A 23,312-nucleotide genomic window follows, 5' to 3' on the forward strand; every position below is an offset into this window, starting at 1 on the left:
ACCGACATGAGCACCACCGCAGAGACCGAACCCGGCCCCCGAGACAGCCGGCTTGCGCATTTTCCCGTCACCTTCTTCGCCACGGTCATGGGGATGATGGGGCTGACACTCGCCTGGCGCGCCGGAGAACAGGCGCTGGGGCTGCCCCTTCCAGTCGTCTCGCATATCCTGCTGTTTGCCTCCTGCGCGCTGCTGGTCGCGGTCGCGACCTTCTATGCGCTGAAACTGGCGACACATTTCCCGATGGCCGCGGCCGAATGGCAGCACCCGGTGCGGCTGGCCTTCTTTCCCACCGCCTCGATCTCGCTGATCCTGCTGTCGGTCGCGCTCCTTAGCGACTATCCCGCGCTCGCCCGGCCGGTCTGGATCGCGGGGACCGCATTGCAGGGGCTTCTGTCGCTTCTGGTGATCGCCGACTGGATCGGGCAGCGGCCCTTCCAGCCGATCCACCTGAATGCCGCCTGGTTCATCCCGCCGGTCGGCAACATCCTGGTGCCGGTGGCGGGCGTGCCGCTGGGCCATCCCGACATTTCCTGGCTGTTCTTCTCGGGCGGTGCGCTGTTCTGGGTGGTGCTGCTGACGCTGGTGATGAACCGGCTGACCTTCCACGACCCGCTGCCCGGCCGGTTGCAGCCGACGCTGGTGATCCTTATCGCACCGCCCGCCGTCGGCTTCCTCTCGTGGATGCGGCTGCAGGGCGGGCTCGACCCGCTGGCGATGTTCTTTCTCAACGCCGCCTATGTCTTTGCGCTGATCGTGGCGACCCAGCTGCCGCGCATCCTGCGCCTGCCCTTCGCGCTGTCCTTCTGGGCACTGTCGTTTCCGCTGGCCGCGCTGACCATCGCGACCTTCCTTTACGCCACCACCACCGGCTCGACCGTCCATCTGTGGCTGGGCGGAGCGTTGCTGGCCTTTCTGAGCATGGTAATCGCGGGGCTCGTCGGGCGCACGCTGCTGGCCATCGCCCGGAACGAGATCTGCCAGCCCGAATGACAGCGGACTCGGAGCACGCGCCGGGCCGTCAGGCCCGCCGCGGCACCGCGAGGCTCAGCGCGAAGGCGCAGCTCGCCGCGACCACGATGCTGGGTCCGGCGGGGGTGTCGAAATGGTACGAGCCCCAAAGCCCCGCCAGCGCCGAGAGCGCGCCGATGCCCGAGGCGATCAGCGCCATCGCCTCGGGCGTGCGCGCCCAGGGCCGGGCGGCGGCGGCCGGAACGATCAGCATCGCCACGATCAGAAGCGCCCCCACTACCTGGATCGCCACCGCGACGACCAGCGCCAGCGCCACCGTCAGCACCAGCCGCTCACGCCCCGGATCGAGCCCCGAGGCGGTCGCCAGCTCCTCGCTGACCGTCACCGTCAAAAGCGCCGTCCAGCGCCACACGATCAGCGCCAGCACCGCCAGCGCGCCTGCCCAGATCACCGCCAGATCGGTGCGGCCGACCGCGAGGATGTCGCCGAAGAGATAGGCCGACAGATCGACCCGGACGCCGCTGAGAAACGAGACCGAGACCAGACCGACCGCCAGCGCCGCATGGGCAGCAACGCCCAGCGCGGTATCCATCGCGAGCCCCCGCCCCGACAGCGAGGTGACCGACAGCGCCATGGCAAGCGCGGCTCCCAGCGTGCCCGCGAAGATCGAGATCGAGAACCCCAGCGCAATCGCCACGCCCAGGATCGCGGCATGGGCCGTGGCCTCGCCGAAATAGGCCATCCGCCGCCAGACCACGAAGGCGCCAAGCGGCCCGGCCGCCAGCGCGACCGCCACCCCGGCCAAGGCCGCCCGCACCAGAAAATCGTCAAGCATCGGCCGCCTCCGGTTCCGTCCTGTGCGCAGTTCCGCCCTCGTCCGGCGCTGGCCCTTCGCCATGCCCGTGACACCCGTCATGGGCATGGTCATGCTCGTGCTGATACAGCGCCATCGTGCCATGGGTGCCGTGACCGAACAGCGCCCGGTATTCAGGCGCGGCGGTCACCACATGCGGCTGGCCCTGACAGCAGACATGGCCGTTGAGGCAAAGCACCCGGTCGGTGGCGCTCATCACCACATGCAGATCGTGGCTGACCATCAGCACCGCCGTGCCGGTCTCGCGCCGAAGATCGGCGATCAGCTGATAGAAGCCGGCGGTGCCGGGCTGATCCAGCCCCTGCGTCGCCTCGTCGAGGATCAGCAGCTCGGGCCCGCCCAGAAGCGCACGGGCCAGCAGCACGCGCTGGAACTGCCCGCCCGACAGCGCGGTCATCTGCCGGGTCTCGAGCCCGGACGCGCCGACCCTCTCGAGCATCGCCGCCACCTCGGCCGCGCCGCGCCGCTCGGGCAGGGACAGAAAGCGGCGCACCGTCAGCGGCATCCGGTCGTCGACGGCAAGCTTCTGCGGCACATAGCCGATCCGGAGCCCCGGGCGCCTCGTGACGGTGCCAGCACTCGGCCGGACCGCGCCCAGCACCGCCCGCACCAGCGTCGACTTGCCCGACCCGTTCGGACCGACCAGGGTGACGATCTCGCCCCCCTCGATCCCGAAATCGACCCCGGTCAGCGCGGCGACCCCGCCATAGCGCACCGTAAGCCCGCGCGTGGCAACCAGTGTCATGCCTGCGCCTCGCGGCAGGCAGGACAACGGCCGACCGCCTCGAGGCTCATCCGCTCGATCTTGAACCCGACCGCCCCGGCCGCAGCCAGCATCGCGTCGGCAACCGCCGTGCCCGGCGCCTCGGCCACGGCCTGGCAGGTATCGCAGATCAGGAAGGCCGGGCGATGCGGCTCGCCCGGTCGCATGCAGGCGGCAAAGGCATTGAGCCGCCGGATCCGATGCGCAAGCCCGTGATCGACAAGGAAATCCAGCGCCCTGTAGGCGACCGGCGGCTGGCGGGCAAAGCCCGACGCGACCAGCCGGTCGAGCACCTCATAGGCTCCCAGCGCCTGATGCGAGTCCAGCAGAATCTCGAGCGTGCGACGGCGCACAGGCGTCAGCCGCAGCCCCCCGGCCGCAACGATCTCCTCGGCCCGCGCCAGCGTCGCCCGGCGGCAGGCGGCATGGTCATGGGCTGAAAACACCCGCTCGGCATCGATTCTCATCGGGACCCTCTTGACTTGTTATTTTATAACATATTCATTTCAGCGCAGCTTCCGCAAGCGTCATTTCCAAGGAGTCGGCCCATGCGCCCCCTGTTTCTTCCCGTTTTTCTTGCTCTCGCCGCGCCCGCAGCCGCCGAGCCGCCGCGTGTGGTGACCGACATTCCGCCGGTGCAGTCGCTGGTGGCCGAGGTGATGGGCGATCTCGGCAGCCCCGGGATCCTGCTGGATCAGGGCGGTGACCCGCATCACTTCCAGCTGAAACCCTCGCAGGCCCGCGCGATCAGCGAGGCCGGCCTGGTGTTCTGGGTCGGGCCGCAGCTCACGCCCTGGCTCGACCAGGCGCTCAGGAAGCTCGGCCCCGATGCGCAGGCCGTCGCGCTGATCGAGGCGCCGGGCACCTACCGCCGCAGCTATGACGGCGAGGACCACGATCATGACGACGAGCATGATCACGACCATGACCACGGCGCCGTCGCGCCGGATGATGATCATGACCATGACGCCCACGCGGGCGAGGAGGCGCATCACCATCACGAGGGCACCGATCCCCATGCCTGGCTCGATCCCGAGAATGCCCGGGTCTGGGTTTTGCGGATCAGCGGCGCCCTGGCCGAGGCCGATCCGGAAAACAGCGCCATCTACGAGGCCAATGCGCATGCGGCGCTCGACCGGATCGCGGCGGCCGAGAGCGAGGCCCGGCAACTGCTGGCACCCGTAGGCGACCGGCCGGTCATGGTCTTCCACGACGCCTATGGCTATTTCGCCGAGCATTTCGGCCTGAGCGTGGCCGGGTCCATCGCCATGGGCGATGCCGCCGAGCCCGGTGCGGCCCGGCTGGCCGGGCTGCGGGACGAGTTGCATCACGAAGGCGTCGCCTGCCTCTTCCCAGAGGCTCAGCATGACCCGGCCTATGCCAAGGCAATTGCCGAGGGCACCGATGTGCGCCTCGGCGCGCCGCTCGATCCGTCGGGCAGCACGCTCGCCTACGGTCCCGATCTCTACCCGGCGCTGCTGACCGGGCTGGCCCGGACCATCGCCGACTGCGTCACCGGCCCGGAGGGCTGAGCCGAGATCGGGCGAGGACGCGGCTCAGAGCTCGACCTCGCCCCCCACGCCTTTGGCCCGGGCCGCCGCAACCGCCCGGGCCGCCACCGCCAGATCCTGCAAGCCGACGCCGGTGCCGTCGAACAGCGTGATCTCGTCATCGGACTGACGCCCCGGCGCCGTACCGTTGATGACCGCACCGATCTCGACGATGTCTTCGGCCGCGATGGTCCCTGCGGCCACGGCGTGCTGGGCCTCGCCGATCTCGACCGATTGCGCGATCTCGTCGGCGAAGACGCGGGCCCGGGCGAAGATCTCCCGGTCGATCTCCTGCTTGCCCTTGGTATCGGTTCCCATGCAGGCCAGATGCGTACCGGGCCGAATATGGGCGTCCATGAGCTGGGCCGAGAAGGAGGACGAGATCGTGACGATGACATCGGCCTGCGCACCGAGCTCTTCCAGCGAGACCGCCTCGAAAGGCAGGCCGAGCTCGGCCGCGGTCCCGGCCAGACGGGGCAGCATCTCGGGGTGGTAGTTCCAGCCCACGATCTTCTCGAAGCGGCGCTGGGCGACCGCGGCGCGGATCTGGAAGGCCGATTGGTGGCCTGCCCCAAGAACGCCCAGCACGCGCGCATCGGCGCGGGACAGATAGCGGATCGAGACGGCCGAAGCCGCAGCCGTGCGCAGCGCCGTCAGCAGATTGCCCCCGACCAGAGCCGCGGGCCGGCCGCTGTCGGGATCGAACAGCACCACGGTCGACTGGTGATTTGTCAGCCCCTTCGCGGCATTGCCCGGCCAGTACCCGCCCGACTTGAGCCCGAGAGCGGCGCCGGCCCGGTCGAAGCCCGACTTGAAACCATAAAGCGCATCGGCATGGCCGATCGCCTCGCGGATCACCGGAAAGTTATAGGCATCGCCGCGCGCCATCGCGGCAAAGACGGCCTCGACCGCCTCGAAACACTGCCCGGCCGAGACCAGCCCGGCGATTTCGCTTTCAGGAACGATGTACATCGGCCCTCCCGCACGATTTTTCGTCGAAAAATCGGGACCCGGAGGCCCCGACAGCCGGATCAGTAGGCCTTGCCACGCGCCGAGACCGGCCAGAGGCATTCCACCTTGCCGTTGCGCACGCCGACATACCAGTCATGGACATTGCAGGTCGGATCGCAATGGCCCGGCACCAGCTTCAGCTTGTCGCCGACCTTCAGCACGCCCTCGGGATCGGCAATCACCCCGTGTTCGTCCGAGCATTTCACATAGCTCACATCCTCGCGCCCGAAGACGAAGGGCAGTCCGCTATCGACCGATTGCGCCTTGAGCCCGGCATCGCAGATCGCCTTGTCGGCCTTTGCATGGCTCATCACCGATGTCAGCAGGAACAGCGCGTTCTCCCATTCCCCGCGGTCGATCCGCTTGCCCTCGGCATCCAGAATGCGCCCGTAATCGGCATCCATGAAGGCGTAGGAGCCGCATTGCAGTTCGTTATAGACGCCCGAGCTGCCCTCGAAATAATAGGAGCCGGTACCGCCGCCACCGACGATATCGCAGGCAAGCCCCTCGGCCTTCAAGGCCTCGACCGCCTCGCGCACCATGGCCACGGCAATCTCGATCTTGGCCTTCCGGTCCTCATAGGAATCGAGATGCTGCATCGCGCCCTGATAGGCCTGCAGCCCGGCAAAGCGCAGGCCCGGCGCGGCGTCGATGGCCTTGGCGATGGCGACGACATCCGCAGTTTCCGTCACCCCGCAGCGCCCGGCGCCGCAGTCGATCTCGACCAGGCATTCGATCCCGGTGCCGTGCCGCACAGCCGCCTCGGACAGCTCGGCCACGTTCGCCGGGTCGTCGACGCAGACCAGCGTCCGCGCCCCCAGCTTCGGCAGCCGCGCCAGCCGGTCGATCTTGGCCAGATCGCGCACCTGGTTCGAGACCAGAACGTCCTTGATGCCGCCCCGCGCGAAGACCTCGGCCTCCGACACCTTCTGGCAGCAGACCCCGCAGGCCCCGCCCAGCCGCTCCTGCAGCCTGGCCACATCGACCGATTTGTGCATTTTGCCATGCACCCGGTGACGCATCCCATGGGCCCTGGCCCAGTCCCCCATCTTCCTGATGTTGCGCTCGAGCGCGTCGAGATCCAGCACCAGGCAGGGGGTCTGGATCCCGGCCTCATCCATCCCCGGCAGGGCCGGGATGTCATAGCCCACTTCAAGCCCGTCGAACTCGGTCACGTCCTTCATTGCCTGTCTCCCAGCATCCTTGTGCGCACCACGCGCGCCATGTTTCCCGTTCCGCGCCCGAAAGCGCGTCGTAGCATCCCGCCCTGCGGCGCGGCTCAGACCGTCCAGGGCAGGCGGTCGAGATCGACATTGCCGCCGGTCACGATCACGCCCACGCGCTTGCCCGCGAAGACCTCGCGGTTCTTCAGGACCGCCGCCAAAGGCACGGCCGAGCTCGGCTCCATCACGATCTTCATCCGCTTCCAGATCAGCTTCATCGCCTCGACGATCTCGGCCTCCGACACGGTCAGGATGTCGGTCACGTTCGACGAGACGAAATGCCAGGTCAGATCCTTCAGCGGCACCTTCAGCCCGTCGGCCACCGTCTCGGGTGCATCGTCGGCGATGATATGGCCCGCCCTGAAGCTGCGATACGCATCATCGGCCTGCTCGGGTTCGGCGGCGTAGATCTCGACATGCGGCGCGAGGCTCGACAGGGTCAGGCAGGTGCCCGAGACCATCCCGCCGCCGCCGATGGGCGCGATCACCGCGTCGAGATCGCGGATCTGGTCGTTCAGCTCGCGCGCGCAGGTGCCCTGCCCGGCGATCACCCGCCAGTCATTGTAGGGATGGACGAATTCGGCCCCGGTCCGAGCCTCGACCTCGGCAAAGACCGCCTCGCGCGAACTGGTCGAGGGCTCGCATTCGGTGATCTCGCCGCCATAGCCGCGGACCGCATCCTTCTTGGCCTGCGGCGCCGTGCGCGGCATCACCACATGGCAGGGAATGCCCCGGCGGCCCGCCGCATAGGACAGCGACAGCGCATGATTGCCCGAGGAATGGGTTGCCACGCCCGTCGCGGCCTTCTCGTCATCGAGCCCGAAGACCGCGTTGCAGGCGCCGCGCACCTTGAAGGCGCCCGCCTTCTGGAAATTCTCGCATTTGAAGAAGAGCGAGGCCCCCGCCATGCCGTCGATGAAGGACGAGGTCAGGACCGGCGTGCGGTGGATATGGGGGGCGATCCGCTCATGGGCGCGGATGACGTCGTCATAGGTCGGAATGTAGAGGGATGCGTGATCCTTCATGACGTCCTCACGCCGCCGCCCGCACGGGCGCGGTCCTGCTGTTGCGATAATGTTCCTGCGCGGCGGCAACGCCGCTGCCAAGCCGGACGGGCAGGCCGAGATCGGCCATGGCCATCTCGGCGGTTGCAATGCCTGACAGTGCCATCACGTCGCTCATCAGCCCCAGATGGCCGATCCGGAACACCTTGCCCGCGACCTCGCCCAAGCCCCCGCCGAAGGCCACGCCATAGGCTTCGGCCGCATGGCGCACGATCCGGCCCGCATCGAAACCTTCGGGCGTGACGATGGCCGTCACCGTATCCGACGAAAGATCGAGGCGGGCCGCGCAGATCGTCATGCCCCAGGCGGCGACCGCGCTCCGCACGCCCTCGGCGATCCGGTGATGGCGCGCGCGGACATTCTCCATGCCTTCCTCGAGCAGGAGACCGGTCGAGACCGCAAGCCCGTTGATGAGCCCGACCGGCGGCGTATAGGGGTAGTTGCCATCCGCCATGTCGCGGATATCGAAGAAACAGCGCGGCAGCCCGGCGGTCTCCATCGCCTTCCGCGCCTTCGCGCTGATGCCGATGATGGCCAGGCCCGCAGGCAGCATGAAGCCCTTCTGCGAACCGGCAACCGCCAGATCGACGCCCCAGTCATCCATCCGGAACTCGATGGAGCCGATCGAGCTGACCCCGTCGACCATCAGAAGCGCCGGATGCCCGGCCGCATCCATCGCCGCACGCACGGCAGCGACATCCGAGGTCACGCCGGTCGCGGTCTCGTTATGGGTGACCAGCACGGCCCGGATCTCGTGGCCCCTGTCGGCGGCCAGCGCCGCGGCGAAGGCCTCGACCGGGACACCCTCGCCCCAGGGCCGCTCAATGATATCGACCCCGAGCCCGTGGCGCTGGCAGAGATCGATCCACTTGCGCGAGAACATGCCGTGACGCGCAGCCAGAACCCTGTCGCCGGGCCGGAGCGTGTTGGTCACTGCCGCCTCCCAGCCGCCGGTTCCGGTCGCCGGGAAAATGGCCACCTCGCCCCCGGACAGGCCGAGCACACCCGCGACCCCCTCCTTGGCAGCGGCGAGGATCGGGCCGAAAGCGGCCGAGCGGTGGTCCATGGTGGGAATGTCGCAGGCGCGGCGCAAGGGCTCGGGCAGGTTGGTCGGGCCGGGCAGGAAGATCGGGTTCGAGGCGTGCATCGGGCGGTCCTTCATCTGGCTTACCTATGGATACCGCCCGGTTGCGCCGCGGCGCAATTTTTTCTGAAAGCATTTTCCATCAAGCGAAAAAATTGATAAAGTCATTTATTATCATGGGCCTCCGTATCTCGAAAAATGTGAAAAAACATTTCACTTCAAGCATGAAGGACCGACTCGGATGACACAGTCCCGCCCGCGCGGCCGCCCGCGCGCCTTTCACGACAAGACCGGGCAGAACACGGTGCGCGCCCTCGACCGGGCGATGGGACTCCTGACCGCCCTGAGCGAAACCAGGGGGCTGACGCTCTCGGAACTGGCCGCCCTGGGCAATCAGAGTCCCGCCACTGTCTACCGGGTCCTGATCACGTTGCAGGGCCATGACATCGTCGAACTGGAGGAAGAGGCGCAGCGCTGGCATGTGGGACCGGGCGCGTTCCGGATCGGATCGGGCTTTCTGCGGCGCACCAATGTCGCGGAACGGTCGCGGGGGGCGATGCAGGCACTGATGCGGGCCACCGGCGAGACCGCCAATCTGGGGGTCGAGGATCGCGATGAGGTCCTGTTCCTGACCCAGGTCGAAACCCATGAGACGATCCGGGCCTTCTTTTCGCCGGGCACCCGGGGGCCGATGCACTGTTCGGGGATCGGCAAGGCGCTGCTGTCCTTTCTGCCCGCGGCGCGGGTCGCGGCCATCTTGAAGACACAAGGCCTGCCGGGCTTCACGCCGCATTCGATCACCTCTGAAACGGTCCTGCATGCCGATCTCGAGCGTACCCGGTCCCGCGGCTATGCGATCGACGATCAGGAACGGGCCGAAGGCATGCGCTGCATTGCGGCGCCGATCTTCAACGCCCATGGCGAACCTGTCGCCGGCCTGTCGGTCTCGGGGCCCGCTTTCCGGATTCCGCTGGACGCGGCCGACGAGATCGGCGCCGAGGTCCGGGCTGCGGCGGATCGGGTCACTGCCGCCACAGGCGGCATCGCGCCGACTGAAAAATCGGCATAGCGGATTTTTCCGGAACTGAGCAAACGATTTTTCGCCGAAAAATCGCGCCCCGAAGGTCAGGATCTGCCCCAGCCTCCGCCGCCGGGTGTGCGGATCTCGAAGAGCGCCCCGGCCTCGAGCGCAACCTCGTCATTGCCCGCCCGCCGCTCGCGCCTTCCATCGGTCCATTCGACCCAGTTCTCGCCGATAGCGCCATCGCCGCCCCCGGCCGCGCCAAATGGCGGAATGCGCCGGTGGGAACAGAGCGTCGTCACCGTCACCGGCTCGAGAAATCTCAACCGCCGGATCGCGCCTTCGCCGCCCGCCCAGCGGCCGGCGCCGCCCGAGCCGTTGCGAATCGAAAAGGCTTCGAGCCGTACCGGGAACCGCCGTTCCAGCACTTCGGGGTCGGTCATCCGGGTATTCGTCATGTGGCTCTGGACCGCGTCGCAACCGGCAAAGCCCGGCCCCGCCCCGGTCCCGCCCGCGATGGTCTCGTAGTTCTGGAACCGTTCGTTGCCCCAGACGAAATTGTTCATCGTCGCCTGGCTGCCCGCAACGACGCCCAGCGCGCCGTAAAGCGCATTGCAGGCGGCCTGGCTGACCTCGGTATTGCCCGCGATCACCGCCGCCGGATAGGTCGGGTTCAGCAGGCAACCTTCGGGTGCGACGATGCGCAGGGGCTTGAGGCAGCCTTCGTTCAGCGGGATGTCGGCCCCCACCATCGTCCGGAAGACGTAAAGCACCACCGCGCGACAGACCGCGAAGGGCGCGTTGTAATTGCCCTCGTGCTGCGGGCTCGTCCCGGTGAAATCGATCACCGCCTCGCGCACCGCGCGGTCGACCCGCAGCGCAACCTCGATCACGGCGCCATGGTCCATCGGATAGCGGAACCGCCCGTCCTTCAGCGTGCCGATCACCCGGCGCACGCTTTCCTCGGCATTGTCCTGGACATGGCCCATATAGGCCGCCACCACGTCCCGGCCGTAGCGCTCGACCACCTCCAGAAGCGCCCGCCGCCCGGTTTCGTTGGCGGCGATCTGGGCCTTCAGATCGGCCATGTTCTGCGAGACATTGCGGCAGGGCCAGGGCCCCGAGCGCAGCACCGCCTCGGCCTCGGCCTCCAGAAGCCGCCCGCGATCGACCAGGCGCACATTGTCGATCAGCACGCCTTCCTCCTCGATCCGTCGCGAGTCGGGCGGCGAAGAGCCCGGGGTACGCCCGCCGATATCGGCATGATGCCCGCGCGACCCCAGCCAGAACAGGATCTCGCCCCCGAGAAAGACCGGCGTCACCACGGTCACGTCGGGCAGGTGGGTGCCGCCATTATAGGGCGAATTCAGCATGAACGCATCGCCCGGCCGGATCGCCCCCGCATGGCCCCGCATCACCGTGCGGATCGAGTCCGACATCGAGCCCAGATGCACCGGCACATGCGGCGCATTGGCGACCAGATCGCCCCGCGCATCGAAGATCGCGCAGGAAAAATCGAGACGCTCCTTGATGTTGACCGACCAGGAGGTGTTGGCGAGCGTGGCTCCCATCTGCTCGGCCACCGACATGAAGAGGTTCGACATCACCTCGAGCAGCACCGGATCGGCCTCGGTCCCCATGGCGGGCGCGCGCCGGGCCGCGGCATTGCGGGTCAGGATCAGGTTGCCCATCGCGTCGACCTCGGCCGCCCAGCCCGGCTCGACCATGTCGGTGCCGGTGGGTTCCGAGATGATGGCAGGGCCCTCGATGCGCGTGCCCGCCCCCAGCGTGGCGCGGTCATAAAGCGGCACCTCGACGGTTTCGCCGCCCAGATGCACCGCCACCCGGTCGGCGATTTCGGCACGGGCCTCGGGCGCCATGGCAGCGGGCGCGGCCCCGGTCTCGGCAACCGCCTCGACATCGAGCATGTCGACGATCAGCGCGCGTTCGGGCGAGGCAAAGCCGAACCGCGCCCGGTGGAGCTCTTCGAAATCGGCCTGCATCGCGGCGGCGGGCCCGAAAGGCACCTCCAGCGTCTGGTGCGAGCCCTCATAGCGCAGATGTGCGCGGGCGAGCGTGCGGATTGCTTGCCGGGCCACGCCCTGACGCGCGACGGCCTCCTCGGCCCGGGCGGTCAGACCGGCCAGCGCCGCCTCGGCCCCGGCCGTATCGGACAGCGGCAGGTCGAGCTGGCCTTCCTCCATCGCGCGGATCTCGGCCAGCCCCATGCCATAGGCCGACAGCACCCCGGCGAAGGGATGCAGGAAGACCCGGCGCATGCCCAGCGCATCGGCCACCAGACAGGCATGCTGCCCGCCCGCGCCGCCAAAGCATTGCAGCGTGTAGCCGGTCACGTCATGGCCGCGCTGGACGCTGATCTTGCGGATGGCATTGGCCATGTTGTCGACGGCGATGCGCAGGAAGCCCTCGGCCATGTCCTCGGGGCTGCGCTCGGGCGTGCCGGTCTCGGCCGCGACCTCGCGGGCCAGTGCCGCGAATTTCTCGCGCACCGCCTCGGGATCGAGCGGCTGATCGCCCCCGGGGCCGAAGACGGCCGGGAAATGCGCGGGCGTCAGCTTGCCCAGCATCACGTTGCAATCGGTCACGGTCAGCGGCCCGCCCCGGCGGTAACAGGCCGGGCCGGGATCGGCGCCCGCGCTTTCGGGGCCGACCTGGAACCGGCCATCCTCGAACTTGCAGATCGAGCCGCCCCCCGCCGCGACGGAGTGAATGTCCATCATCGGCGCGCGCATCCGCACCCCCGCCACCTCGGTCTCGAAGCTGCGCTCGAAGGCGCCCGCATAATGGCTGACATCGGTCGAGGTGCCGCCCATGTCGAAGCCGATCAGCCGGTCGACCCCCGCGGCCTCGGCCGTCCCGACCATGCCGACGATGCCGCCCGCAGGCCCCGACAGGATCGCGTCCTTGCCCTGGAACAGCGCGGCATCGGTCAGCCCGCCATTCGACTGCATGAACAGAAGCCGCTCGCAGCCGCCCTGCCCCAGCTCGAGCGCATCCGCCACCCGGTCGACATAACGGCGCAGGATCGGCGAGAGATAGGCATCGACCACCGTCGTGTCGCCCCGCCCGACCAGCTTGATCAGCCGCGAGGCGCGATGGCTGACGGAAACCTGGGCAAAGCCCGTCTCGCGGGCAAGCTCGGCCAGCCGGTCCTCGTGGACCGGGTTCAGATAGCCATGCATCAGCGCGATGGCGACGGCGCGGATGCCCTTGGCATGGGCCGCCGCCAGTGCCGCCCGGGCGGCATCCTCGTCGAGCGGGACAAGAACCTCGCCCTCGGCATCGAGCCGCTCGCGGATCTCGGCCACCTCCTCGTAAAGCAGTTCGGGGCGGTGGATCTCGAGATCGAAAAGCCGCGGCCGCGTCTGATAGCCGATCCGCAGGAGATCGCCGAAGCCCTCGGTGATCAGCAGAAGCACCCGTTCGCCCTTGCGTTCCAGAAGCGCATTGGTGGCCACCGTGGTGCCCATCCGGACCGATCCGATGACGCCACGCGGCAGCGGCTCGTCCGGGCCGAGGTCCAGCATCTCGCGGATCCCCTGCACCGCCGCGTCGTCATAACGTTCGGGGTTTTCCGACAACAGCTTGTGGGTCAAGAGCCGCCCGTCGGGCCTGCGCGCCACCAGATCGGTGAAGGTGCCGCCCCGGTCGATCCAGAAATCCCACTTGCCCGCCGCCATGCCATCCCCCGCGATCTCGGTCGCGGCACCTTGTCCGCGGCCCCTGCCCGAGGTCAAGCCCACCGCGAAAGCGAAACGGCTTTCCTGCGAAAAGCGGTTTCCACCTTGCGTTTCCGGAACGTTGTTCCGATCCTAGGCAATTGGAACCCCGGAGACCCCGATGCCAAATGACCACTCCCAACTCAAGCTCGACGCGCTCGACCGGCGTATCCTGGGCGAGCTTCAGGCCGATTCCGGCCAGTCCCTCGACGAGATCGCGCGCAAGGTCGGCTCGTCGAAGACCCCGGTATGGAACCGCATCCGCAAGATGCGCGAGGCCGGGGTGATCCGCCAGCAGACGGTGATCGTCGACCCGAAGGCGCTTGACCGGGGCACCTGCTTCTTCGTGCTGATCCGGACCTCGGAACACGAGGCGGACTGGCAGCGGCGGTTTCTCGACGCGCTGATGAAGCGCCCCGAAGTGCTGGAGGCGCACCGGCTGGCCGGCGAGATCGACTATATCCTCAAGGTCAGGGTGGCGGATGCCGCGGCCTATGACGTCTTCTATCAGGCACTGATCTCGGATGTGCGCATCTTCAATGTCACGGCCCTGCTGTCGATGGAGGAAATCAAGGCGACGACGGTGCTGCCGGTCTGAAGCGGCGCTCCGGGCGGCTGTCAGGGACCGGCTTCGGCCAGGCCCCGGCGCAGCTCGGCCCCGTCGCGCCCCGGCGGCGCACCGAACAGGCGGCGGTATTCGCGGCTGAACTGGGACGGGCTGTCATAGCCGAGCCGGAAGCCGATACCCGCCACATCGCCGGACCGGGTCAGCAACAGCCGCCGCGCTTCCTGCAGCCGCAGGCTCTTCTGGAACTGCACCGGCGTCATCGCCGTCGCCTCCTTGAAATGGCGGTGGAAGGTGGCCGGGCTCATCCCGGCCAGCGCCGCCAGATGCCCGACCCGCAACGTCTCGGCATAATGTTCGCGGATCCAGCCGATGGCGCGGCCGATCCGGGCCAGACGGCTGTCGGCCATCCCGATCTGGCGCAGCCGCGCGCCCTGCGGCCCGTTCAGCAACTGCCAGACGATCTCGCGCCGGATCATCGGCGCGAGAACCGGAATGTCCTGCGGCCGGGCCGCAACCGACAGAAGCCGGTCGAGCGGGTCGATCAGGGCCTCGCCCAGATCATGCACCTCGATGGCAGCCCCTATCGGCGGGTCATCCGCCGGCCGCTGGCCCAGCATCAGCTCGGCCACCACGACCGGGTCGATCTCGAGCGCCAGCGCCAGATAGGGGGTCTCGGGCGCCGCGCCGACGATCTCGGCCCGGATCGGCACGTCGAGCGCGGCAATCAGGCATTTCCCGGCATCGTAGCGGAACGCCCTCTCGCCCAGATGGCTGATCTTGGCGCCCTGCAAGACGGCGCAAAGCGAGGGTCTGTACACCCCGTGGAAAAGGCCCGAGGGCCTGTCGGCATGGGACAGCCTCAACCCCGGAACCGGGGTTTCGCGCCCATGCGCCTGCCACAATGAAACGAGCTTGGCCCTGAGGCCGGACAATCGGTCGGTCATGCCCCGATCCTAGCCCGTCCGGCGGCGGCGCCCAAAGCCAATCGGCCGCGGGATGAGAGAATCGTGCAAGACTGCGAGAGGATCGGCGTGGCGACGGGGCGGGCCCCGGCCCATTTCCGGACAGAGGCCAGAGCGGACGCCCCCCGCGGCGCTCCGGCCCCCAGTCAGGAAAGGAAAGCATCATGCGCTATCGTCGTCTTGGCCAGAGCGGCCTGTTCGTGTCGGAACTCTGCCTCGGGACCATGACCTTCGGCGGCTCCGAGGGCATGTGGGGCCAGATCGGGCAGCTGGGTCAGGCCGAGGTGGACGGGCTCCTGGGCAGCGCGCTCGAGGCCGGGATCAACTTCATCGACACCGCCAATGTCTATGCGAAGGGCGAAAGCGAGCGGCTCCTGGGTCAATCGCTGAAGAACCTCGCCGTGCCGCGCGAGGATGTGGTGATCGCGACCAAGGTCCTGGGTCCGATGGGCGCGGGCGTGAACGCGCGCGGCGCCTCGCGCCATCACATCATGGAGCAGTGCAAGGCCAGCCTCACCCGGCTCGGGCTCGATCATATCGACCTCTACCAGATCCATGGCTTCGATCCGGCGACGCCCATCGTCGAGACGCTGGAGGCGCTCGATACGCTCGTCCGGCAGGGCCATGTGCGCTATCTGGGCCTGTCGAACTGGGCCGCCTGGCAGATCATGCGCGCGGTCGGCATCGCCGAGGCACGGCGGCTCGCCCCGATCCTGTCGCTGCAGGCCTATTACACCCTGGCCGGGCGCGATCTGGAACGCGAGATCGTGCCGATGCTGAAGGAGACCGGCATCGGGCTGATGGTCTGGAGCCCGCTTGCAGGCGGGTTCCTGTCGGGCAAGTACGACCGCGACGGCAAGGCCGCCGACGGGCGGCGCGCCAGCTTCGACTTCCCGCCCATCGACAAGGACCGCGCCCATGACGCCATCGACCTGATGCGCGGCATGGCCGAGGCGCGGGGCGCCAGTGTCGCGCAGATCGCGCTGGCCTGGCTTCTGCATCAGGAGGTGGTGACCTCGGTCATCATCGGCGCCAAGCGCGCGGACCAGCTGACCGACAATATCGGCGCGACCGGGATCGAGCTGAGCGCCGCCGAGCTGGCCCGCCTCGATGCGGCGACCCGCCTGCCCGCTGAATATCCCGGCTGGATGCTGGAACGGCAGGGCGAATACCGCAGCCAGAGCTAACCCCCAAGGGTCAGCAGGCGGGGGCCGGCATGACCCGGCCCCCGCTTTCGATCCGTCCGCCCGCGCTATTCGGCGGCGGGGGTCAGCCCGTTCGGACAGGCCCCGGCCTCGGCCGCGGCCGCGTCGCGGATATCCTGGCTGATCTTCATCGAGCAGAATTTCGGCCCGCACATCGAGCAGAACTGCGCCTCCTTATGGGCGGCCTTGGGCATGGTCTCGTCATGGAAGGCGCGTGCCGTATCCGGGTCGAGCCCCAGATTGAACTGATCCTCCCAGCGGAAGGCAAAGCGCGCCCGGCTGAGCGCATCGTCCCGCGCCTGCGCGCCCGGATGCCCCTTGGACAGATCGGCGGCATGGGCGGCGAGCTTGTAGGTCACGACCCCGGTCTTGACGTCGTCGCGGTCGGGCAGACCCAGATGCTCCTTGGGCGTGACGTAACACAGCATCGCGGTGCCGAACCAACCGATCATCGCCGCCCCTATGGCCGAGGTGATATGGTCATAGCCCGGCGCGATATCGGTCGTGAGCGGCCCGAGCGTGTAGAACGGCGCCTCGTGGCAATGCTTCAGCTGCTCGTCCATATTGGCCTTGATCTTGTGCATCGGCACATGGCCCGGCCCCTCGATCATCACCTGACAGTCCCTGGCCCAGGCGACCTGCGCCAGCTCGCCCAAGGTCCGCAGCTCGGCGAATTGCGCCTCGTCATTGGCATCGGCGATCGAGCCGGGCCTGAGCCCGTCGCCCAGGCTGAACGAGACGTCATAGGCGCGGCAGATGTCGCAGATCTCCTCGAAACGCTCGTAGAGGAAGGACTCGCGGCCGTGATGCAGGCACCACTTGGCCATGATCGAGCCGCCCCGGCTGACGATGCCGGTCACGCGCCGGGCCGTCAGCCCGATCATCCCGCGTCTCAGCCCGGCATGGATGGTGAAGTAATCGACCCCCTGCTCGGCCTGCTCGATCAGGGTGTCGCGGTAGACCTCCCAGCTGAGATCCTCGGCCACGCCGCCGACCTTCTCCAGCGCCTGGTAAAGCGGCACGGTGCCGATGGGCACGGGCGCGTTCCGGAGGATCCAGTCGCGGATGTTGTGGATGTTGCGGCCGGTCGAGAGGTCCATCACCGTATCGGCGCCCCAGCGGATCGCCCAGACCATCTTCTCGACCTCTTCCTCCATCGAGGAGGTGATGGCCGAATTGCCGATATTGGCATTGACCTTCACCTTGAAGGCGCGGCCGATCACCATGGGTTCAAGTTCGGGATGGTTGATATTGGCCGGGATGATCGCCCGGCCCGCAGCGATCTCGGCGCGGACGAATTCGGGCGTCACCAGATCGGGGATCTCGGCGCCGAAGGGCTCGCCGTCGCGGGTATGGGCAGCGGTGCGGCCCTCGTTCTCGCGGATCGCGGCGAATTCCATCTCGGGGGTGACGATCCCGGCCCTTGCATAGGCCAGCTGGGTGATCGCCCGCCCAGTCGTCGCCCGAAGCGGCTCGGGCCGCCGCGGAAAGGCCGGCACGAGGCGCGCGCCTTCGGCAAAGCCATTGTCGGCGGCGGTCACGTCGCGGGCCGGATAGGTCTCGGCCTCGCCGCGGTCGCGCGCGAAGGGGATCCGCACCGGCGCAAGCCCTGCGGCGATGTCGATCCGCGCCCCGGGGTCGGTATAGGGGCCCGAGCTGTCATAGACCGTCACCGCCCCCTCGCCGGTCGCGATCCGGCGCAGCGGCACCCGGATCGGGTGGATCTCGCCGGACAGGTAGAGCTTTTCCGAGGCGGGCAGCGGCCCCAGCGTGATCTGCGGAACGGTGTCGGGTCTGTTCATCTTCGTCTCCTCAGTTGACCTGACGAGACCCAGACGGATGATGAGGCAGAAAGCGGGGCCGTTGGCCCGAACGACCTTGACGGTCTGGGGGCCTTGCGGCCCGGGGGGCGGGATCTTGTGGCATGCCCCTCGGTCTTCCTACGCCAGTCTCAACTGGGTCAGGTTCGAAGGGTCGCGTCACCGGGGTTTCCCCCTGTCAGCCTCTCAGTCCCCTTGGCGGGACTCCCCTGACGTGCGACGAGGTATCGCAAAGCCGGCGCGGACTGTCAAACCCGCCGCAGCGCCGGGCCGGTCAGCCCCGCGCGGGCCCTCCGCCCAGCATCGAGGACAGCGTGCCCGCGGGCGCCCGGCTTTCGCTGAAGGAAATCCCCGCCTCGATATGGCGCAGATGCGCATCCATCAGGCAGAGCGCGCCGGCCTCGTCACGCGCGGCGATGGCCTCGACGAGGCGCAGATGCTCGTCCTTGGCACAGAGCGTCCGCGCCTGGGTGCCATAAAGCCCGATGATGAGTGAGGACCGCATGGTGAGTTCCTGCACATAGCGCGCGAGCACGGCATTGCCGCCGATCCGCGCCAGCAGGTTGTGAAAGCCCCGCGACAGGCGAATCGCCTCGGACCGGTCGCCGTCATCCTTCGCCCTCTCCTCCTCGGCCAGATGGGCGCGCAGGGCGGCCAGATCCTCCGCTGTCGCCCGGCGCAGGGCATTGCGGCAGATCGCGGTCTCGACCGCGCGCCGGGCCTGAAAGACGTCGCGGGCATCCTCGGCCGTCGGCGTCGCGACCGAGGCGCCGCGATTGGGCAGATGCTCGACCACCTGATAGGCGGTCAGGGCCGCCAGGGCCCGGCGTACCTGTGTGCGATTGCAGGAGAAATGGTCGCTCAACGCCTGTTCGCCCAGGCGTGTACCGGCCGGCAGGCGCTGATCGGCAATGGCGTCGAGGATCTGCTCGACGATCCGGGTTTCCTTCGGGGTCTCCATCGTTTCCTCTCTATGCTGCGGCACCATGACCCGGCAACAAAATTTCCCCACAGGACTTGTTGCGCAATATTGATACTATGGATTGTGAACAATTTTTGATAGCATCATGCCGAACAGCCAGGGATTGCCATCATGAAACTCGTTGTCATCAACCCGAACTCCACCGTCTCGATGACGGAAAAGATCGTCGAGGCCGCGCGTGCCGTCGCCGCGCCCGGTGTCGAGATCGAAGGGCGGACCGCAACCGGCGCCCCGGCCAGCATTCAGGGCCATCATGACGAGGCGATGTGCGCGCCGCATCTGCTGCGCGAGGTCCGCGAGGCAGAAGAGGCCGGGGCCGATGCCATCGTTCTGGCTTGTTTCGACGATCCCGCGCTCGGCGCCTGCCGCGAGATCGCGACCGGGCCGGTGATCGGGATCTGCGAGGCCGGGGTGAAGGCCGCCAGCATGATCGCCACTTCCTTCTCGGTGGTCACGACCCTTCCGCGCTCGGTCCCGGTGATCGAGGATCTGGTCCGGGGCTACGGGCTCGAACATCGCTGCCGCCGGGTACGCTCGGCCGCGATCCCGGTGCTGGCCCTCGAGGAACCGGGATCGGATGCCCGGCTCAGGGTCCGCGACGAGATCCTCCGCGCCATCGAGGAGGATGGCTGCGAGGCGGTCGTGCTGGGATGTGCCGGCATGGCGGATCTGGTGGCGTGGCTGAGCGCGGAAACCGGCATCCCGGTCATCGACGGGGTTGCCGTCGCCACGAAATTCGCCGAGGCGCTTGTCGGGGCCGGGCTGAAGACCAGCAAATCCGGCGCCTATGCGCAGCCGGAAACGCATTAGAAACGAAAACACACGGGGAGAGACACCGATGACAATGCCCGAGACCGCAGCCGCGGCACCAGGCCATGTCCCGCATGTGATCGAGGAAAAGGGGCTGGGCGAGGAATCGCTCGCGCCCCAGGAGACGCGGATCATGGACCCCTGGTCCTATCTCTTCGCCTGGCTTGGGGGCTGCGTGTCGATCGGCACCTTCACCATCGGCTCGGGGCTGGTGGGCACGCTCAACCTGCTCCAGACCTTCCTGGCCATTGCCATCGGCTGCACGGTGATCGGCATCGCCCTGATGATCAACGGCCGCGCCGGCCACAAATACGGCATCCCCTTCATGGTACAGGCGCGGTCGGCCTTCGGGTTTTCCGGCACCCGCCTGCCCGCACTGGTGCGCTCGGTGCCCGCGATCGTCTGGTTCGGCTTCCAGAGCTGGATCGGGGCGGGCGCGCTCAACCTCGTCTCGGAGACCCTGTTCGGCTATTCCAACCTCTGGGTCTTCTTCATCGGCTTCCAGTTCCTGCAGATCCTGCTGTCGGTGCTTGGCTTCCACGGCATCAAATGGCTCGAGAATATAGGCTCGGTCTTCATCATCGGCTCGCTGATCTACATGTTCTTCAGCGTGATCGGCAAATACGGCGACGCGATCATGGCCAATCTGGTCAATGTCGAGGGCACCTGGGGCGCGCCGTTCTGGGGCGCGACGATGCTGTTTCTCGGGATCTACTCGACGATGATGCTGAACGTCTCGGACTATTCGCGCGAGCTGCGCCATGGCGTCGGACCGATGCGCCAGGTCACGATCTATGCCAATTCGATCCTGCCCGCGACGCTTTTCATGGGGATGATCGGGCTGATGGTCTCGGGGGCGACCGGACAGGTCGATCCGATCAAGGTGTTCTCGAGCGCGGTCGACAACAAGCTTCTGCTGGTCACCACCCTGCTTTTCATCGCCTTCGCCCAGGTCACCACCAACATTCTCAACAACGTGGTGCCGCCTGCCTATGCGCTGATGGATGTGTTCAAGCTGAAGTTCAGGACATCGGCGGTGCTGGTCGGGCTGCTCGCCTTCGCGACCTTCCCCTGGAAGCTGGTGCAGGACGAGTCGGCCGCCGGGCTCAATATCTTCATCCAGACCTACAGCGCCTTCCTCGGCCCGATCTTCGCGATCCTGGTCGTCGATTACTACATCCTGCGCCGCCAGCAGCTGAATCTCGAAAAGCTCTATGACGCGGAAGGCCCCTATCGCGGCATCAACCCGGCGGCGCTGATCGCCACGGCCATCGGCGTGGTCGTCGCCTTCGCCTTTTCCAATGTGTCCTGGTATGCGAGCCTCGTTCCCGCCGGCCTGTCCTACTACCTGCTGATGCGCTGGCTGCCCTCTGCCCGCCGCTTCCTCGACACCTGATCGCTGCGGAACATTTCTGGGAACGGGCCCCTTTCGCGGGCCCGTTCACGCCATCCCGGTCGTGCCCGTTCCCGGCCGTCCGTTTTGCTGACCACCGGCCATGTTAACCGAGGCAACCGGATGCCCCGAGCAAGGCGGGTCAGCAGCACCCAAAGCCCCCGCCCTTTAACCTGAGACATATCCGGCAGCCTTGAAGTCGTTCCCGCACTCTTGCGGTGAGAAGAGGTCACAGATTTCTGTAAGTTCTTGAAACATCTCAGTGACGTTTCGTGCGCCCATCCTGCGCAGCTGTGCTTGAATTTGGAGAATGCGATCTCGATAGGGTTCAGCTCGGGGCTGGAAGGCGGCAGGAACCAGCATCCGGCTTCGCGCATGGACGAGCTTCTTCACGCCGCGCGGGATGCGGCAGCGACCTGGGATGACCGAAATTACGACCATGCCGCATGGTTCTTCGGGACGGATCCGGCATGGCGCGGCTATGCGTTCGGATATGCGTTGGTCGGACGATACCTTGCCGAGCATCCGGCAGAGACGCCGGCCACGCTGGTTCACGCAGGGACCGAAAGGTTTCGCTACGCTCTCGAGGCGATGACCGATTGACAGCGATCGAGCAGAATGGGGCGCGCGCAATGCGATCCACCAAAGCCTCCTTACACTGATTCCAGCATGCGGGGCTCTTGGCCGGGCTGCGCCGCGGCGGGCCTTCAAGGGCCGCTGCGGGCATTGCCGGGCGAGGCGCGGCCGATCGGCGGTGGACATATCCGGCAAGGAAGGCAATCCCTGCGTCGCGATGCGATGGCGGTGCACTGTTCTCGGACGAAATCTCTTCCCTTCGAGGGCAGAACGCCCGCCGTCGATGTATCATGCCGATTTCGCGAGACTTTTCGAAGTTCCCGACGCCGTATCCCGCCCGGACGGTGCGGGGAGGGAACGATCCTCCGGCAGTGGAACCCGAACGCCTCGGCAAGAACATCAAGCCTGCGGTTCACATCCAGGTTGCATCGGGTTTCCGGTGCCGCGCAGCAGCGCGATGCAATATATTTCACGCCTTAGGATTTATTGACAGCTTACGAGCCGCCCCGCATCCTGCCGCCATGAAGCTGGCCCCGCCTGAGGAGAATGCGGGTCCGGTCCAGGGAGGACATCCGATGAAGACCAGTTTTGTTGCGGCGGCAGCCGCCTCTATCGTCGTGGCCAGCGCATGCGGTGGCCTGGCTCAGGACGCAGATGCGCCGTGGGAGCAGAGCCCGTTCCACTGCGAACCGGGCGAGACCTATGTGATGAACGTCATGGTTTCTGGGGTGGAATACTGGTTCCCGGTCTACGAGATGTTCAAGCAGGCGGCGCACCAGTTCGGCTGCGAGACCGATTACACCGGCACGCCGGAATATGACGTCAACAAGCAGATCGCCACCTTCGAGCAGGCGCTGGCCAAGCAGCCCGCGGGCATTCTGCTGCATCCGATGAGCCCCGATCCCTTCGTCGAGCCGATCGACCGCGCCATCTCGCAGGGCACCGCCGTCGTGACCTTTGCCGCCGACAGCCCCAATTCCAAGCGCGTCTCCTATGTGACCTCGGACAATTTCCGCGAGGGCCGCGTCGCGGCGCAGCAGATCGCCGAGGCCATGGGCGGCAAGGGCCAGTACGCCGTGCTGGAAAATCCCGGGCAGGACAATCACGACCGCCGCGTCGCCGCCTTCATCAAGGAGATGGAGGACAACTATCCCGACATGGAACTGGTCGGCCGCGCCTCGACCGGGCAGGACCCGAACAAGGCCTATCAGGCGGTGCTGAGCCTTGCGCAGGCCCATCCGGAACTGGGCGCGGTGTTCATGCCCGAGGCGTCCTCGGCCATGGGCGCGGCGCAGGCGGCCAAGGAGGCGGGCGGCACCATTCGCGTGATGTCGGTGGATGTGAATGCAAGTGTGCTCGACATGATCAAGGCGGGCGACATGTTCGGGGCGATCAACCCCAACCAGGGCGCCCAGGGCTATTACGGCTTCCTGCTGCTGTGGCTGGCCAAGCATCCCGAGCTGATCGACCCGATGAACGACCATGCCGAGGCCGGGTTCAACCCGATGGGCATCCCGATGCTCGACAATGGCTATTCGGTCGTGACGCAGAAAAATGCCGACAGCTTCTACTGGGACAAGTACCTCAAGAAGCGCGGTACCCGCGGCATCGAGGGCTGAGGCCCGGACAAGAACCGCGTCAGGACCGCGCCCGCAACTCCCCCCCCTTTTGGCGGCGCGGTTCCTCGTCGGCGG

At 67.3% G+C, this 23,312-nt stretch carries 20 protein-coding genes and 1 riboswitch; of the genes, 9 read left to right on the top strand and 11 right to left on the bottom strand.

Annotated elements, in window-relative coordinates; translation table 11 throughout:
• Nucleotides 1–6: 6 nt before the first annotated feature.
• Nucleotides 7–993 (top strand): SLAC1 anion channel family protein, encoded by a 987-nt coding sequence (locus tag B5V46_RS15355; RefSeq protein ID WP_080617408.1) that lies wholly within the window; start codon nt 7–9, stop codon nt 991–993.
• A 28-nt stretch (nt 994–1,021) separates the two neighbouring features.
• Here B5V46_RS15355 and B5V46_RS15360 read toward each other — a convergent pair whose 3' ends face one another.
• The 3 genes from B5V46_RS15360 to B5V46_RS15370 are packed head-to-tail and all read right to left on the bottom strand — an operon-like array spanning nt 1,022 to nt 3,076.
• Nucleotides 1,022–1,807, bottom strand: coding sequence for a metal ABC transporter permease (locus tag B5V46_RS15360; protein ID WP_080617409.1), 786 nt, complete (start codon nt 1,805–1,807; stop codon nt 1,022–1,024).
• Entirely contained in the window at nt 1,800–2,591 is a 792-nt protein-coding gene (locus B5V46_RS15365; protein WP_080617410.1) for a metal ABC transporter ATP-binding protein, read from the bottom strand. The genes B5V46_RS15360 and B5V46_RS15365 overlap by 8 nt, the downstream gene beginning before the upstream one ends.
• Nucleotides 2,588–3,076, bottom strand: coding sequence for a Fur family transcriptional regulator (locus B5V46_RS15370; RefSeq protein ID WP_080617411.1), 489 nt, complete (start codon nt 3,074–3,076; stop codon nt 2,588–2,590). Before B5V46_RS15370 ends, B5V46_RS15365 begins: the two co-directional genes overlap by 4 nt.
• An 81-nt stretch (nt 3,077–3,157) precedes the next feature.
• Here B5V46_RS15370 and B5V46_RS15375 point away from each other — a divergent pair, with 81 nt between their 5' ends.
• Nucleotides 3,158–4,141: a zinc ABC transporter substrate-binding protein gene (locus tag B5V46_RS15375; RefSeq protein ID WP_080617412.1), complete on the top strand. Its 984-nt coding sequence runs from the start codon at nt 3,158–3,160 to the stop codon at nt 4,139–4,141.
• 24 nt (nt 4,142–4,165) lie between these two features.
• Here B5V46_RS15375 and bhcD read toward each other — a convergent pair whose 3' ends face one another.
• From bhcD to bhcA, 4 genes are all read right to left on the bottom strand, one after another.
• Nucleotides 4,166–5,131: an iminosuccinate reductase BhcD gene (gene bhcD / locus B5V46_RS15380; protein ID WP_080617413.1), complete on the bottom strand. Its 966-nt coding sequence runs from the start codon at nt 5,129–5,131 to the stop codon at nt 4,166–4,168.
• Nucleotides 5,132–5,190: 59 nt separating this feature from the next.
• Nucleotides 5,191–6,354, bottom strand: coding sequence for a 3-hydroxy-D-aspartate aldolase BhcC (gene bhcC, locus B5V46_RS15385; protein ID WP_080617414.1), 1,164 nt, complete (start codon nt 6,352–6,354; stop codon nt 5,191–5,193).
• Between the two features lie 95 nt (nt 6,355–6,449).
• Nucleotides 6,450–7,418, bottom strand: a complete 969-nt coding sequence (gene bhcB / locus B5V46_RS15390; protein WP_080617415.1) for a beta-hydroxyaspartate dehydratase BhcB — start codon at nt 7,416–7,418, stop codon at nt 6,450–6,452.
• Between the two features lie 7 nt (nt 7,419–7,425).
• On the bottom strand, nt 7,426–8,604 hold the full coding sequence (gene bhcA, locus B5V46_RS15395; RefSeq protein ID WP_080617416.1) for an L-aspartate--glyoxylate aminotransferase BhcA: 1,179 nt from the start codon (nt 8,602–8,604) through the stop codon (nt 7,426–7,428).
• A gap of 178 nt (nt 8,605–8,782) precedes the next feature.
• On the opposite strand from bhcA, the gene bhcR reads away from it, so the two are divergent.
• The gene (gene bhcR, locus B5V46_RS15400; protein WP_080617417.1) at nt 8,783–9,610 is read left to right on the top strand and encodes an HTH-type transcriptional regulator BhcR; all 828 of its coding nucleotides are present in this window, start codon (nt 8,783–8,785) and stop codon (nt 9,608–9,610) included.
• A 56-nt stretch (nt 9,611–9,666) separates the two neighbouring features.
• Here bhcR and B5V46_RS15405 read toward each other — a convergent pair whose 3' ends face one another.
• The gene (locus B5V46_RS15405) at nt 9,667–13,263 is read right to left on the bottom strand and encodes a hydantoinase B/oxoprolinase family protein (RefSeq protein ID WP_080618082.1); all 3,597 of its coding nucleotides are present in this window, start codon (nt 13,261–13,263) and stop codon (nt 9,667–9,669) included.
• 160 nt (nt 13,264–13,423) lie between these two features.
• Here B5V46_RS15405 and B5V46_RS15410 point away from each other — a divergent pair, with 160 nt between their 5' ends.
• Nucleotides 13,424–13,900, top strand: coding sequence for an Lrp/AsnC family transcriptional regulator (locus tag B5V46_RS15410; protein ID WP_080617418.1), 477 nt, complete (start codon nt 13,424–13,426; stop codon nt 13,898–13,900).
• Nucleotides 13,901–13,920: 20 nt separating this feature from the next.
• Here the strand turns inward: B5V46_RS15410 and B5V46_RS15415 are convergent, their stop codons facing one another.
• Nucleotides 13,921–14,814, bottom strand: a complete 894-nt coding sequence (locus tag B5V46_RS15415) for an AraC family transcriptional regulator (RefSeq protein WP_080617419.1) — start codon at nt 14,812–14,814, stop codon at nt 13,921–13,923.
• Nucleotides 14,815–14,996: 182 nt separating this feature from the next.
• On the opposite strand from B5V46_RS15415, the gene B5V46_RS15420 reads away from it, so the two are divergent.
• Entirely contained in the window at nt 14,997–16,019 is a 1,023-nt protein-coding gene (locus B5V46_RS15420) for an aldo/keto reductase (protein WP_080617420.1), read from the top strand.
• A gap of 65 nt (nt 16,020–16,084) precedes the next feature.
• Here B5V46_RS15420 and thiC read toward each other — a convergent pair whose 3' ends face one another.
• Nucleotides 16,085–17,839 (bottom strand): phosphomethylpyrimidine synthase ThiC, encoded by a 1,755-nt coding sequence (thiC, locus tag B5V46_RS15425; RefSeq protein WP_080617421.1) that lies wholly within the window; start codon nt 17,837–17,839, stop codon nt 16,085–16,087.
• Nucleotides 17,840–17,957: 118 nt separating this feature from the next.
• A riboswitch (TPP riboswitch) is annotated at nt 17,958–18,078 on the bottom strand.
• Between the two features lie 53 nt (nt 18,079–18,131).
• Nucleotides 18,132–18,818, bottom strand: a complete 687-nt coding sequence (locus B5V46_RS15430; protein WP_080617422.1) for a GntR family transcriptional regulator — start codon at nt 18,816–18,818, stop codon at nt 18,132–18,134.
• Nucleotides 18,819–18,950: 132 nt separating this feature from the next.
• Between B5V46_RS15430 and B5V46_RS15435 the strand changes: the two genes are divergently transcribed.
• From B5V46_RS15435 to B5V46_RS15450, 4 genes are all read left to right on the top strand, one after another.
• Nucleotides 18,951–19,649 carry an aspartate/glutamate racemase family protein gene (locus tag B5V46_RS15435; RefSeq protein WP_080617423.1) on the top strand — a complete coding sequence of 233 codons (699 nt, stop codon included), beginning with the start codon at nt 18,951–18,953 and terminating at the stop codon, nt 19,647–19,649.
• A gap of 28 nt (nt 19,650–19,677) precedes the next feature.
• Complete coding sequence (locus B5V46_RS15440; RefSeq protein WP_080617424.1) at nt 19,678–21,045, top strand: NCS1 family transporter; 1,368 nt, start codon at nt 19,678–19,680, stop codon at nt 21,043–21,045.
• 246 nt (nt 21,046–21,291) lie between these two features.
• The gene (locus B5V46_RS20575; protein WP_231119148.1) at nt 21,292–21,645 is read left to right on the top strand and encodes a DUF2268 domain-containing putative Zn-dependent protease; all 354 of its coding nucleotides are present in this window, start codon (nt 21,292–21,294) and stop codon (nt 21,643–21,645) included.
• 548 nt (nt 21,646–22,193) lie between these two features.
• Nucleotides 22,194–23,237 carry a substrate-binding domain-containing protein gene (locus tag B5V46_RS15450; protein WP_080617426.1) on the top strand — a complete coding sequence of 348 codons (1,044 nt, stop codon included), beginning with the start codon at nt 22,194–22,196 and terminating at the stop codon, nt 23,235–23,237.
• Nucleotides 23,238–23,312: the final 75 nt, after the last annotated feature.

Source organism: Rhodovulum sp. MB263, from assembly GCF_002073975.1.
Lineage (GTDB): Bacteria > Pseudomonadota > Alphaproteobacteria > Rhodobacterales > Rhodobacteraceae > Rhodovulum.